The sequence below is a fragment of the Variovorax sp. YR566 genome (assembly GCF_051992195.1).
Classification (GTDB): Bacteria; Pseudomonadota; Gammaproteobacteria; order Burkholderiales; family Burkholderiaceae_C; genus Variovorax.
The window spans coordinates 1801210-1814895 of the sequence record NZ_CP197092.1; the positions used below are offsets into that span (position 1 = coordinate 1801210).

A 13686-nucleotide genomic window follows, 5' to 3' on the forward strand; every position below is an offset into this window, starting at 1 on the left:
CGGCGCGTGTTCAGGGCAGGCGGTGGCGTGCTTCGTAGTACGCGCGCCAGTGGGCACCGTTGCGCTTGGCGGCCTTCTGCTCGAAGTAGCGGCGCAGCTTTGCGCGGTCGTCCGCGTTGTCCTTCACCACCGTGCCGGCGATGCAGTCGACCAAGTCTGCGGGCGAGCCTTCGCGCTGTTCGAGGAACCATGCGCGCACGCCGACCGCATGCGCCACGTTCACGGCTTCGGCGGTGGACATCACGGCGGTGAGCCGGTCCATGGCCGCATCGCTGCCCGCATTGCCGTTGTCGCCCTTCGCGGGCGCACCGCGCAGGTCGCGGAAGGTCGACACCAGCAGCTCCAGCACAGGTGCGGGCACCGTCTTCGGAATGCCGCTCTGCGCAAGCAGCCGCGTCGACGATTCCTGCACCAGCGCCAGTTCGCGGTCGAAGTCGAGAATGGGAAACACCGTCTCGAAGTCGAAGCGCCGCTTCAGCGCCGCGCTCATTTCGTTCACGCCGCGGTCGCGCGTGTTGGCGGTGGCGATGATGTTGAAGCCCTCGCGCGCGTAGAGCATGCCGTGCTCGCCCGACAGCTCCGGCACCGCCATCACGCGGTCCGACAGCATGCCGAGCAGGCAGTCCTGCACTTCGAGCGGTGCGCGCGTGATTTCTTCGAAGCGCACCACCTGGCCCTTCTGCATACCCAGGAACAGCGGCGCCGGCACCATCGCGCGCGGGCTCGGCCCTTCGTTGATGAGCAGCGCGTAGTTCCAGCCGTACTTGATCTGGTCTTCGGTGATCGATGCGCCGCCTTGGATGGTGAGCGTCGAGATGCCAGAGATGGCCGTGGCCAGCAGCTCCGACAGCATCGACTTCGCCGTGCCCGGCTCGCCCACCAGCATCAGCCCGCGGCCGGTGGCGAGCGTGACGAGCATGCGCTCGATGCTGGCCACGGGCGCGACGATCTTCGGTGCGATGTCGAGCGCCGCGTCGCCGAGGATGAACGAGCGTGCGGCCTTCAGGCCGAGCACCCAGCCGGGCGGGCGCGGGTCTTTGTCCTGCGCCTGCAGCCGCGCGAGCTGTGCGGCGTACAGGATCTCGGCTGGCGGGCGCTGCAGGTTCGATGCGCCGGTGTCTGGGGAGGACTTGCTGGAAGTGGCCATGATGGGTGCGGGTGAAGCTAGAGGATCCTGTAGTGACCGGGCTTGCCGGTCTCGATCGTGATGTCCGTGGTGTCTTGAGAATAGGTGTGGGTGGACCTCAGCCGGATCTTGCTGCCCTGGAAAGCCTCGCCCCGGTCGTCCAGCCTGAGCACAGCCATGCCGTTCGACAGTTCCTTCACGAGCACTCGGGCCGTTCGCCGTGGCGTACCGCGCTCGCCAATGGTCAGCCATTCGATCCAGAGGCGCGAGTGCACATGCTCGAAGCCCTCGTCGGCAATCACGACGCGGAGCACGCCGCCGCCTTTCGGCGAGAGCCATTCGCCGCCTGTTGCCACCGTGCGGACCTGCGTCGGCACCTCGGGCGCCATGCCCTGGGCTGCGGCCGTGGTCACAGCCAGAGCGAGCCCTGTGGCCAACATCCAGCAGCGCAGCCTCATGCCCTGAGGCCTTCCATGTCACGGATGAGTTCGCTGGCGGAAATCGGATCGAGCTGGTGCAGCGCCTCGGCATCGCGCATGTCGCCCCAGCCCGAGGGCTTGCCCACCTGCACCTGGCCGAGCGTCTGCTCGGGGTATTCGTCCACCATGCCGACGATGATGCCGGGGTCCAGGCTCAGCTCGATCACGCGGTCCGTGCCCAGCGGCTTGCTGAAATACCAGATGCAGCCGCCGTCCTGCGCCTGGCCGCGGCGCCAGCCCTTGTTGGCCAGCCCCAGCACGCGGCCGGTGGGCACTTTGGCGTCTTTCCAGCGCTCCAGCTTCAGGCTCTTCTTCTCTTCGTCGGTCAGCGTGTAGATGTCGCGGCCGATCTGCGCGAAGGGCTGCAGCAGTTCGTAGTCGGCGAACACCTGGCCGAAGGCCGCTGCGTCGGCGGCTGGCAGCTCCAGCGCATGCGGCACGCCGATGCGGATGTTCTCGCCCTCGGGCAGTTCGAATGGATCATCTTCCGCCGTGGTGTAGCTGCCGTCTTCCGCCACGCGGAAGCAGGCCTGCAGCGTGCCGCCGTAGCTGGCACTGCCCTGCACCGCGTACACGCCCCAGATCAGCCGCTGCACGATGTGGCGCACCAGCGGGTGCTCGACCAGGAACATGCGGAACACCTCGGGCGTCCAGCGGCGGCGCGCGCACATTGCCACTTCGAGGCGCAGCAGCTGCTGGCTGGCGATGGTGCGCACGTCCTTCTTCAGCAGCTTGAAGCGTTCGACCGCTTCCTTGCTCAGTTCGGCGTCGTCGGTCTTCTTGGGCTTGGGCAGGTCGGGCAGGCGCGCGCCGTCGACACCGTCGGCGCCGGTCTCGCGCACGTAGGGCTTGAGCGTTTCGTCGAAGCCGACCTTGAATGCGCGTGGGCCGAAGTCGAGCCGCATCGTGCCCTGCTCGTCGAGGCCGAGGTCGGGCGCGAGCCGGTCTTCGAGTTCCTCGGTGCTGAGGCCGCGTGCTTCGGCGATGGCATCGATCTTCTCGCGCGCCTTGTCCTGCAGGCCCTTGAACTTGACCTTTTGCGCAATGCCGTTGAGCAGCATCAGCGCGACGTCGCTGCCGATGGTGGCGAGCACGTCGAGCCCGGTCACGGCGCGCGCGTGTGCGGCCTCACCGGGCCAGGCGCGGATGAAGGGCGTGAGCTTGCGTGCGGTGTCGTCGTTGCCGAAGAAGCCGAGTGCGGTGAGCGCCCAGCCTTCCTTGCTCGGGCCGCCGGCTTCGAGCCAGGCGGTGAAGGCGTCCCAGGCGAATTCGGCAAGAGAGTCGGTGTCGCAAGCCTCCTTGGCCACGGCGATGCCGCCGTAGATTTCCTCGTTGGTCGGAAAGGTCAGCATCTGGCCGAGGTTGTCGAGCACGTCGTCGGGCAGGGCCTTGCCGTTCTTCAGCGTGGGTCGGCGCCAGCCGCGCGGCTGCCAGAACTCGGGCAGCTTCGCGCGCCTGGTGGGAAAGCGGTCGAGCGGGCTTTCGTCGAGCACGGCGCGCAGCGCTTCAACCACCTCGGGCTTGCCGTAGCGGCCGGCCACGTCGAGCAGCAGCGCTTCGTGGCCGTTGGCCTGCAGCAGGCGCAGCGCCGAACCCGCGCAGTCACGTGCTTCGCCGGCCTTGCCGAGCGCGGGCGCAATCAGGCCGGCGGCGGCGTGCTCTGGATATTTCAGCAGCCATTCGCGGCCTTCGGCGCGCAGCGTCTTGAGCTTGGCGAAGGCGCGCGCGGCCGGCATGGCCAGTTCGGCGGCGCCGTAGTTCAGGGCGTACGAGAGATTGTCGGTGGGCTTGGAGCGCACCATGGCCACCAGCCCCGGCAGCACGGCGAGGCCGTGCGTGGCCAGGATCATGCCGATGCTGTCGCTCTCGGCTTCGCCTGCGACCGCATTCCAGAACGGCACGCCGATTGCCGCCGGCAGCAGCGCCGAGAAGCTTGCATTGAAGGTGAACCAGTAGTAGCGGTCTTTCTTGCGCTCGGCCACCATCGCGCGCCAGCTGGCGGTCAGGCCGTCGGCGTCGCCGGCCGCGATGGCCGCCGCGGCGGTCTTGGCGAAGGGCGCCAGGCTGATCCTGCCCTTGTCGAAGCCCAGCGAGTCGAGCAGCGCCTCCGTGTTCTTGCGCGCAGCGTCGTAGCGGCCGGTTTGCCATGAGTTCAGGCGCAGCGCCTTCTCGCGCTCGCCTTCGCCCCACTGCTCCACCGGCGCCAGCGCCAGCGGCTCCAGCACGAGCGCGCCGGCCGCCTTCTTCTGCACCTTGGCGAGCCACGGCGGCGCTGCCAGCACGCCGGGCAGCTCGCTCGCGCCGGCCACTTCGGTGGGGCCGGCCAGCAGCGCCAGTTGCCGGTCGATCACCGCCTGCGCGCCGGCATCGAGCCAGGGCCGCAAGGCCGGCAGGGACGCGCTGTGCGCGCGCAGCAGGCGCGTGAGGCTGGGCGTGACGAGGTTGGCGTCTTTCCCTCCCGCCGCGACCAGCCGCGACAGCGCGGGAATGGCCGCCATCGGCCAGCGGTCGACGGCCAGCGCCAGCCGCGCCAGCGCACCCTTCGAATTGCTCGCCACGCGGGCCAGCGCCTGCACGGCTTCGGGCGTGCCGATGCAAGCCAGCGCATCGCCCGCATCGTCAGTGGCGGCGCCGCGCTCCAGCACCGGCACCGCGTCAAGGCCGCGCTCCTGCACCAGCGTGCTCGTCATGGGGCCGCTGCCCCAGAAGCCGGTCGAGTAGCTCAGGCGGACCTTCGCGGCCAGCGCGATGGCGTCGGGGTCGGTGGCTGTCAGCAGCAGCCAGTGCATGGTTTCGGGCGTGGTCTTGTCGGCCGCGAGCGTGTGCACGAGCGTGTTCGAGATCTCGGGCGCATCGGGCAGCAGCATTGCCAGCGCGGGCTGACGGCTGGGGTGCACCTTGGGCAGGCCGGCTTCGATGCGGTCGCGGCAGTCCTGCCAGACATCGGGGGTGGCCAACGCCAGGTGCGCGCGCAGCGTCTGTTCGCCTTGCCCCAGCGGGCCGTAGTAAGAGTCGCCCATCTGGCGGGCGACGGCGGTGCCGAAACTGCTCTGGTGCTTCTGGGTTGCGCGGTCGTAGGCGGTCTGCACATCGATCTGCTGCGCGGCCAGCGCCATGTCGATGGTGGCTGGCAGCCCGTACTGCTTCACGAGGTAGTTCACCAGCACGTTGCCTATCTCGTGCACGTTGTAGCGGCCCCCGGTGCCCAGCGCGAGTGCCAGCAGCACGGTGTCGGCCTCGGCGTCGGCCGCGGGGTCGGGCTGCGTGCTGCGGTCGACCATGCGCTGCGTGGCCGCCCGTAGGGCCGCGTCAGTGCCGGTCATGTTGACGTTGAGCTCGAGCTTGCGGCGCACCGGCAGCCAGGCTGCGGCCACGCTCACCGCTTCGTCGGAGGGCTTTGGCGGAAAGCGGCGCGACGGGAAGGCTTCGCGCTGCATGTCGGGCGAGAGCCGTATGGGCGTGCCGGCGGCGAGCCAGGGCGGGGTGTCGGCGCTTGCGGGTATTTCGACGCTGGTCGCGGGGGGAACTGCGTGCGATGCGCCTGGCGCTGCGGCGCCCAGTGCTTTCGCGATGGCCTGGGCGTCCTTGGCTGGCGTGCAACTGGTGCCCCAGCCTGACAGCAGGCCCTCGTTCTTGAGGCGCTTGAAGGCAAGCGCCGCGCCTTGCTCGCTCACGCCGTGCTGGCGCTTGAGAGTGCCGGCCGAGAGCGTGTCGCTGGAGGTCAGAGTACCGGCTTCGATCTGCGCGCGCACGGTTTCGAACACGCGGTCGGCCTGGCTGTCGATGCCTTCGGTGGGCGCCGCATCCGCGGCCGTGGTGCTGGCGGCGACGGCCGTCGGCGTAGGGGGCTTTTCCGCAGGCTCTGGCTTCTCCACCTTCGGCTTCGCCTCGGTCTTGCCGATGGCCGCGCTGGCGGCCACGCCCACTTCGGAGTAACCCTTGCCGGTCTTCTCGGCCACCAGCTTGGTCAGCGCGGTGCCAGCCTTGGTGGCGTCGTCGAACGACTTGGTCTGGCTCTGGCCCGCGGTGCCGATGCGGCCCCAGCGAATGTTGAGCTCGGTGTCTGCCTGCTCGATTTCCCAGAATTTGCTGGCGGTTCCCTCGATGAGTTCAAAGCGGCGCATGGAAAAAACATCCTCCTGTGAGTTCGCCGCAGAGGATAAAGGGCCTGCGTGAAAGCTCGGCCCCTCTATAGCAAGAAGATTTCGCTCCGCGCGACAACGCTTACGAAGAAATCATTCACGTGCCACCGCGCCGCCCGCATGTTCCCCCGCGAAGGCATAGGCCGGCCCCATGCGCTGCCGCTTGCAATGCTGAAGCGCGCGGCCGGCCGATTCGAGCAGGCCGGCCAGCGTGTCGCCGTCGGCGGGGTGGCAGGCAATGCCCATGCTGAGCTCGCCCCCTGCGAGCAGCCGGCCTTCGTAGGCCACCGGCCTGGCGCCTGCGGTCTCGATGCGGATGGCCATCTCCGCGAGCTTTTGCCGCGGCGGGCTGCCGACCAGAAGAATCGCGAACTCGTCGCTGCCGAGCCGGGCGACCATGTCGTCGGCGCGCACCTGCTCGCGCAGGCGCTGGGCGATGGCGGTCAGCACCGCGTCGCCGCCCGCGCGGCCATGCCGCTCGTTCACGGCCTTGAAGCCGTTCAGGTCGATCAGCATCAGCGAGAAAGGCCGGCCGTCCCGCAGCCATTCCTCGGCGCGGCTCTCGAAGCCGGCGCGGCTGGCGGCGCCGGTGAGAGCGTCGGTGCCCGAGTCTCCCGCCTTCTGCTGCACGCGTGCCTCGCCAGCGCCATCGCCCCGCAGGCGCATGCCGAGCGCGAGGACGAAGACCACGAGTTCGGCGATCACTGCGGCCTGCACCAGGTTCGGCTGGGGCGGCGCCCACGCCGGCCCGATCCAGGCCGACATCCGCGCGGTCGAGAGGCCGCCGAGCAGCAGTGCCGCGCCGGCCAGGAAGAGCGCCGCCGGCCACGGCTGGCGGCGAAGCACCTTCACAGCGCCTGCCGCGAGGATCACGGTGGAAGCCACCGCCAGCGCCTGCACCATGCGCAGCGTCCACAGGCGCTGCGTCTCGAGCGTGGCATAGAGCGTGGCGATCGCGAAGATGACCAGCGTTGCCCGCGCGACCCGGTCGAGCCGGGGCGAGAAATCTTCCAGCCGCAGCAAGTGCCGCACGAACTGCAGCCGGCAGGCCGTCCACAGCACCAGCGCCGCCGCGGGCCATTGCGCGAATTGCGTGGAAGGCGCGAGGCTGTTCAACCCGGCGAAGGCTGCCAGCGCGCACGCGCAGCTCAACGCGTACCAGCCGTGGATCTTCGTGCCGAACACCAGCAGCAGCACCAGGCCGCAGGTCGTCAGGCCGGCCAGCAGGCCGTAGCTCACGCCGTCGAACATCGAGGCCCCTTAGAACTCAGCGCCTTCGACCAGGAAGCGCAGCCTGCGCACGCCCTGCCATTCATCGGCATCGAGCCGGAACGCCAGCTTGACCTTCGGCGGCAGCGGCTCGGTGTGGCTGAACCAGATCGCGTCGATAGGCTGGCCCTGGTGCCTGAGCTTGAGCGACAGGTGCTTCTCGCCCACCAACCGCTGCGACACCACTTCCACCTCTTCGCTGAAGGTGGGTGGCGCAAAGCCCTGGCCCCACACCTCGCGGTGCAGCGTGTCGACGAGGTCGATGCGCATGTACTCGCGAGCTATCGGCCCGTCGGTTTCTATCTGCCGCGTGAGCTCGGCCTCGGCCAGCCATTCGCCGGCTACCTGCGCGAAGCCTTTTTCGAAAGTCTCGAAGTGCTCGCGCGCGACCGTGCAGCCGGCCGCCATCGCGTGGCCGCCGAAGCGCAGCAGCACGCCCGGATGGCGCTTGGCCACGAGGTCGAGCGCGTCGCGCAGATGGAAGCCTGGAATCGAGCGGCCCGAGCCTTTCAGCTCCTGCTCCTTGCCCGGCGCGCCGCTCGCGGCGAAGACGAAAGTGGGGCGGTGAAAGCGGTCCTTGATGCGCGAGGCCACGATGCCCACCACGCCTTCATGAAAGCCCGCATCGAACACGCTGATGGCAGGCGGCGGGGCTTCGATGCCTTCGCCATCGGTGGCGAACAGCGATTCGGCCAGCAGCAGCGCCTGGTCGCGCATGCCGCCCTCGATGTCGCGCCGCTCGCGGTTGATACCGTCGAGCATGCGCGCAAGTTCTTCGGCGCGGCCTGCGTCGTCGGTCAGCAGGCATTCGATGCCCAGCGTCATGTCGGCCAGCCGGCCGGCGGCGTTGATGCGCGGGCCGAGTGCAAAGCCGAAGTCGAAAGTGGTGGCGGCCGAGGCATTGCGGCCCGCGGCCTTGAAGAGTGCCGCCACGCCGGCGGGCATCGTGCCGGCACGGATGCGGCGCAGGCCCTGCGCCACAAGGCGGCGGTTGTTGGCGTCGAGCTTCACCACGTCGGCCACGGTGCCGAGCGCCACAAGCGGCAGCAGCACATCGAGCTTGGGCTGCGTGGCCGTGTCGTACACGCCGCGCTTGCGCAGCTCGGAGCGCAGTGCGAGCAGCACGTAGAACATCACACCGACACCGGCGATGCTCTTGCTCTCGAACTCGCAGCCGGGCTGGTTCGGGTTGACCAGCACGTCGGCCGTGGGCAGCTCGGGGCCGGGCAGGTGGTGGTCGGTCACCAGCACCTGCAGGCCGCGCACCTTGGCGGCCGCCACGCCTTCGACGCTGGCGATGCCGTTGTCGACGGTGATCAGCATGTCGGCGCCGCTGTCGGCCACGCGCTCGGCGATGGGTGGCGTGAGGCCGTAGCCGTCGACCACGCGATCGGGCACGAGGTAGCTCACGTGCCTGGCGCCCAGCAGACGCAGGCCGCGCACGCCGACTGCGCAAGCGGTGGCGCCATCGCAGTCGTAGTCGGCGACGATGCACAGGCGCTTGTCCTGCGCAATGGCGTCGGCCAGCAGCACTGCGGCCTCGTGCGTGCCGCGCAGCGTGTCGGGGAGCAGCAGGCGTGCGAGGCCGTCGTCGAGTTCTTCCTTGGCGCGCACACCGCGGGCGGCGAAGAGCCTTGCCAGCAGCGGATGCACGCCGGCCTGCTCCAGCGCCCAGACGGTGCGCGGGGGAATCTCCCTGGCGATGATCTTCATAGCGCCTCCAGCACTGTGGCGGCCCGCTTGCGGTCGAACAGGCTCCTGGCCCAGCCGGCCAGGCCGCGTGGCTGCACGGTGTAGCGCTGGGCGGTGCGGTCGCCGCACAGCGTCAGCGACACGGCGTCGCCGCGCGTGTAGTCGGCCAGAAGCGCGGCGAGGGGGCCCGCGTCCAGCTCTTGCCAGGCGGCGGCCCAGGCCATGCCGTCGTCGCGCAGGGCGGCGATGCGCAGGGCGTCGCTCACTGTCGGTGCCGCGGCAGGTGCGGCTTCCTTGTTCAGCGCGCCGGTGCCGCTGAGCCAGAACGAATTGATGGGCGGCACGCCGCGCGCGGCGCGGTCGTCGTTCACGCGCTGCGTGTACAGCAGCATCTGCATTTCGTTCTGCAGCCGGCGCAGCGGCCGCGCGGCATCGGCCAGCGGCGACCACTGCGAGATCGGGTAGCCCACGGCGCGGTCGATGGAGGCGGTGGCCAGCCCGTCGAAGATGCGCGCCCGCGCCAGCCATCGGCCGGGCACGGGGGAGGGGTGCAGCACGATGCCGTCTTCCTCGAAGAAGGGACGCGCGGCTTCCAGCAGGGCGGTCGATTCGTCGGCGTCGATCTCGATGGCGGCGGGGTCGCCCAGCACCACGTCGTCGATGCCGACCTGCCAGTTGCACAGCATGACGACGCCCCAGCCTTCGGTATCGCCGGGTGTGGCGATGCCCAGCCGCCGCGCATCGAGCGCGCCCCAGGGGATGCAGCCGTCGGCGGCCGTGATGCCCAGCGCCTGAGCCAGCGCGCGTTCATGCGGAGGCGAGCGCGTGCTTTCGTCCTGCGTGTCGGTGTCCGCGAGGGTGAGCCGCTGCAGCAGGGTTTCGAGATTGGGGAGCCGAAGCGTCGGCAGCGCCGCGCGGCATGCCGGGGAACCGCGGCCGGCAAAGGGGATCAACAAGTGACGTGGGGAGGTTTCGGCCATTCCCGTATTGTCCGGGAAGCCCCAAGGTCATCCGGAATGCCACAATTCCGCCCCTATGCGACTTCCTTATGAACTGCAGCTCGGCTGGCGCTACACACGCGCAGGCCGGGCGACGCGGCGCAACGGCTTCATCTCCTTCATCTCCGGTGTCTCGATGCTCGGCATCGCGCTGGGCGTGGCGGCGCTGATCATTGTGCTCAGTGTGATGAACGGCTTCCAGAAGGAGGTGCGCGACCGCATGCTCGGCGTGGTGTCGCACATCGAGATCTTCTCGCGCGACGGGCAGGCGCTGCAAAGCCTCGACCAGATCATGGCCGCAGCGCGCAAGCACCCCGAAGTGGTCGGCGCGGCGCCTTTCATCAATACGCAGGCGCTGATTGCGCGCGGCGAGGACATGAAGGGCACGATCGTGCGCGGCATCGATCCCAAGCTCGAACCCGAAGTCACCGACATCAACGGCATCGCCTCGAAGGGCACCTTCGACAAGCTGGTGCCGGGCGAATTCGGCATCGTGCTCGGCGCCGAGCTGGCGCGCTCGCTCTTCGTGCAGCCGGGCGACCAGGTCACGCTGGTGGCGCCGGGCGGGCAGGTCACGCCGGCGGGCGTGGTGCCGCGGCTCAAGCAGTTCACCGTGGTCGGCACCTTCGACTCGGGCCACTACGAATACGACTCGGCGCTGGCCATGGTCCACGAGCAGGACGCGGCCAAGGTGTTCCGCCTCGAAGGGCCGACCGGCATCCGCCTGAAGCTCAAGAACCTCAACGAGGCACGCGACGTGGCCGACCAGCTGGCAGTGACCCTGCCGGGCGAGTTCCTCATCCGCGACTGGACGCGCCAGAACAAGACATGGTTCGCGGCCGTGCAGGTCGAGAAACGCATGATGTTCATCATCCTCACGCTGATCGTGGCGGTGGCGGCCTTCAACCTCGTCTCTACGCTGGTGATGACCGTGACCGACAAGCGCGCCGACATCGCCATCCTGCGCACGCTGGGCAGCTCGCCGCGCAGCATCATGGGCATCTTCGTGGTGCAGGGCGCGATGGTGGGCGTGATCGGCACCGTGGCCGGGCTGCTGCTGGGGCTTGGCATTGCCTACAACATCGACGTGATCGTGCCCTTCCTGGAGCAGCTGTTCCACGCGAGCTTCCTGCCCAAGGACATCTACCTGATCAGCAAGATGCCGAGCGATCCGCAGCGCAGCGACATCATGCCCATTGCAATCATCTCCCTCGTGCTGGCCTTCCTGGCCACGCTGTACCCGAGCTGGCGCGCCAGCCGCGTGAACCCGGCCGAGGCTCTGCGCTATGAGTGAAGTTGTATTGAAGGCCCGAGGCCTGACCAAGCGTTTCCACGAAGGCCGGCTCGACCTGACCGTGCTGCACGGCGTGGACCTCGACGTGCATGCCGGTGAAACGTTGGCAATCGTCGGCGCCTCAGGCTCCGGCAAGAGCACGCTGCTGCATTTGATGGGCGGGCTCGACGAGCCCACGGCCGGCAAGGTCGAACTGCTGGGCAAGGACATCGCGCACGCCGATGCGGCGGAGCAGGGGCGGCTGCGCAACCAGCACCTGGGCTTCGTCTACCAGTTCCATCACCTGCTGCCCGAGTTCAGCGCACTCGACAACGTGGCCATGCCGCTGAAGATCCGGCGCGTGGAGCCCCATGCGGCCGCGCAGTCGGCCACGAAGATCCTCGAAAGCGTGGGGCTGGGCCAGCGCCTGCATCACCGGCCGGCCGAGCTGTCGGGCGGCGAACGCCAGCGGGTTGCGATCGCGCGCGCACTGGTCACGAAACCGGCCTGCGTGCTGGCAGACGAGCCTACTGGCAACCTCGACCGCAGCACGGCGGACACGGTGTTCGAGCTGATGCTCGAACTTGCGCACCGGCATGGCACTGCGTTCGTGATGGTCACGCATGACCAGGATCTGGCGAAGCGGTGCGATCGGGTGTTGCAGTTGGTGGCGGGGCGGCTGGCGGGCTAGACAGCCAGCAGTTCGGTCATTTCTTCCTGTTGCCGCACATCCAGCGGCAGCACGCACAACACCTTTCCACCCAGCGTGAGCACAAGGCCGAGCCGGCCGCCAATCTGCATCACCTGGCAGACCACGCGCGGAGCATCAGGTCTTGGGGCAGCCGTTGCCGACACTGCGACAGCACGCGTCGGTGGCTGCCGCAGCGTCGCAAACAGCGTTCGTGCATCGCAGTCGCTCAGCGCCTGCCGATACACATGGAAGGCCGCTTCCGAGGCGCTTTCTGTTCCCTCCTTGTCCTGCCGAAGACGCAGCAGCGCCCGATGCAACTGCTGCCGGCAAGCCGCCTCGGTCTTGCCGCTGGCCTGGGCAATTTCCTTGAAGCTGGCTTCGAATACTTCGCGCAGCAGCACCGCGGCGCCGTCCGCTGGCGACAGCCTCGCGGCGATCAGACGCAGCGCCCGCTCGATGGATTCGGCCTGCGCCGCATCCACTCCCGCCGAAGGTGCCTCGGGCGCAAGCCCTCCGGCATCCCGCAGCCACCGCTGCATCCAGTTTTCCCGCCGCAACTTGTCGATGGCCAGGTTCTGCATCACCGTCGTCAGCCAGGCCTGCACCGAGGCGGGCTCGGGCATGCCGCCAGCCTCGAGCGCGCGCAGGTAGCTTTCCTGCACTACGTCCTCGGCATCCGCCGGGCCACCCAGCATTCGCGCCGCCGCGCGAACCAGCCGGCTTCGCAGCGCCGGGAATTGCGAGAGATAGCGTTCATCGAGCATCGCCGCAGCTTGCCATAGCGCGCAATGTCACGAAACTGTGGGCTTGTTCGTCAAGACAGTTCAACCACAGGAGCTTTCTCCATGCAGCCCATGTTTTCAATGGAATCCGACGACGACACCAAGCCCGCCGCCACCGCCGAGCCGCGCAACTCCTACCTGGAGGAGAAGGCGTTCAAGTCGCGCACGCTGCTGATCTTCGGCACCATCAGCGACTCAGTGGCGGCCGATGTGACGCGCAGGCTCATCGCACTTGACGCCGACAGCCCCGACAAGCCCATCGACATCCTCGTGAGTTCGCCGGGCGGGCATCTGGAGTCGGGCGATGCCATCCACGACATCGTGCGTTTCATCAGCGCGCCGGTGAACATGATCGGCACCGGCTGGGTCGGCAGTGCGGCCACGCACCTGTTCCTGGCGGCGCCGCGCGAGCGCCGCGTGTGCCTGCCGAACACGCGCTTCCTGATCCACCAGCCCAGCGGCGGCGCGGGCGGGCAGGCGACCGACATCGCCATCCAGGCGCAGGAAATCATCAAGGCCCGCCAGCGCATCGCGCACGAGATCGCGCGCGAGACCGGCAAGCCCATCGACGTGGTGCTGGCCGACATCGAGCGTGACCGCTGGCTGTCGGCCACGGAGGCCGTCGAATATGGATTGGTCTCGCGCATCATCCAGCGCAAGACCGAACTGCAGGCCTGATCAGGCCTTGGGCTTGTAGGCGACCACGTCGATCTCTACCTTGGCGTCGACCATCAGCCGCGCCTCGGTCGTCGAGCGCGCCGGCTTGTTTTCACCGAAGTAGCTCATGTAGATGCGGTTGAAGGCACCAAAGTCGCGCGCGTCCTGCAGCCAGACGGTGCTCTTGCACACGTCGTCGAGCGTGGCGCCGGCCAGCGCGAGCACTGTCTTGAGGTTTTCCATCACCTGGCGCGTTTGCGCCTCGATGCCGCCCACCACGATCTCGCCGTCCTTGTTGGCGGGCACCTGGCCCGACACATAGACGAAGTCGCCGGCGCGCACGGCCGGGGAGAAGGGGCGAACCTGGCGGTCGGAGGCGAGGGGCGGGGCGCCGAGGTATTCGAGAGGCATGGGAGGGCTCCTGGGGTTGAAGTGAACGATGGAAGGGGATTGGCGAGTATCCATCCAATCTGAAAATCTATTTCAGAAAAACCCTTTATCGAGGGTTAACACGGATGATTTGGCATGAATACTGCTTCAAAGTCCGGGCCGAAGAGAAATTTTCTTTCACAAACTC

11 protein-coding genes are annotated in these 13686 nt (G+C 68.4%); 3 read left to right on the top strand and 8 right to left on the bottom strand.

What is annotated here, in order from left to right; genetic code table 11:
• Positions 1 to 10: 10 nt before the first annotated feature.
• The 6 genes from ACTG4X_RS08300 to ACTG4X_RS08325 form a co-directional block, all read right to left on the bottom strand.
• The gene (locus tag ACTG4X_RS08300) at positions 11 to 1147 is read right to left on the bottom strand and encodes an ATP-binding protein (protein ID WP_093075842.1); all 1137 of its coding nucleotides are present in this window, start codon (positions 1145 to 1147) and stop codon (positions 11 to 13) included.
• 17 nt (positions 1148 to 1164) lie between these two features.
• Positions 1165 to 1584 (bottom strand): hypothetical protein, encoded by a 420-nt coding sequence (locus ACTG4X_RS08305; protein ID WP_440533583.1) that lies wholly within the window; start codon positions 1582 to 1584, stop codon positions 1165 to 1167.
• Positions 1581 to 5729, bottom strand: coding sequence for a WGR and DUF4132 domain-containing protein (locus tag ACTG4X_RS08310; protein ID WP_440533584.1), 4149 nt, complete (start codon positions 5727 to 5729; stop codon positions 1581 to 1583). The genes ACTG4X_RS08305 and ACTG4X_RS08310 overlap by 4 nt, the downstream gene beginning before the upstream one ends.
• A gap of 111 nt (positions 5730 to 5840) precedes the next feature.
• Positions 5841 to 6998: a diguanylate cyclase domain-containing protein gene (locus ACTG4X_RS08315; protein ID WP_440533585.1), complete on the bottom strand. Its 1158-nt coding sequence runs from the start codon at positions 6996 to 6998 to the stop codon at positions 5841 to 5843.
• Positions 6999 to 7007: 9 nt separating this feature from the next.
• The gene (gene recJ, locus ACTG4X_RS08320) at positions 7008 to 8729 is read right to left on the bottom strand and encodes a single-stranded-DNA-specific exonuclease RecJ (RefSeq protein WP_093075836.1); all 1722 of its coding nucleotides are present in this window, start codon (positions 8727 to 8729) and stop codon (positions 7008 to 7010) included.
• Positions 8726 to 9688 carry a hypothetical protein gene (locus tag ACTG4X_RS08325; RefSeq protein WP_440533586.1) on the bottom strand — a complete coding sequence of 321 codons (963 nt, stop codon included), beginning with the start codon at positions 9686 to 9688 and terminating at the stop codon, positions 8726 to 8728. Before ACTG4X_RS08325 ends, recJ begins: the two co-directional genes overlap by 4 nt.
• 55 nt (positions 9689 to 9743) lie before the next feature.
• On the opposite strand from ACTG4X_RS08325, the gene ACTG4X_RS08330 reads away from it, so the two are divergent.
• The gene (locus ACTG4X_RS08330; RefSeq protein ID WP_093048715.1) at positions 9744 to 11000 is read left to right on the top strand and encodes a lipoprotein-releasing ABC transporter permease subunit; all 1257 of its coding nucleotides are present in this window, start codon (positions 9744 to 9746) and stop codon (positions 10998 to 11000) included.
• Complete coding sequence (gene lolD, locus ACTG4X_RS08335) at positions 10993 to 11670, top strand: lipoprotein-releasing ABC transporter ATP-binding protein LolD (protein ID WP_093048718.1); 678 nt, start codon at positions 10993 to 10995, stop codon at positions 11668 to 11670. Before ACTG4X_RS08330 ends, lolD begins: the two co-directional genes overlap by 8 nt.
• Here the strand turns inward: lolD and ACTG4X_RS08340 are convergent.
• Positions 11667 to 12434, bottom strand: coding sequence for a sigma-70 family RNA polymerase sigma factor (locus tag ACTG4X_RS08340; protein ID WP_440533587.1), 768 nt, complete (start codon positions 12432 to 12434; stop codon positions 11667 to 11669). The two genes, lolD and ACTG4X_RS08340, sit on opposite strands and share 4 nt — an antisense overlap.
• 81 nt (positions 12435 to 12515) lie before the next feature.
• On the opposite strand from ACTG4X_RS08340, the gene ACTG4X_RS08345 reads away from it, so the two are divergent.
• Positions 12516 to 13130: an ATP-dependent Clp protease proteolytic subunit gene (locus ACTG4X_RS08345; RefSeq protein ID WP_371127339.1), complete on the top strand. Its 615-nt coding sequence runs from the start codon at positions 12516 to 12518 to the stop codon at positions 13128 to 13130.
• Here the strand turns inward: ACTG4X_RS08345 and ACTG4X_RS08350 are convergent, their stop codons facing one another.
• Positions 13131 to 13520: a RidA family protein gene (locus tag ACTG4X_RS08350; protein WP_093048728.1), complete on the bottom strand. Its 390-nt coding sequence runs from the start codon at positions 13518 to 13520 to the stop codon at positions 13131 to 13133.
• Between the last annotated feature and the right edge of the window lie 166 nt (positions 13521 to 13686).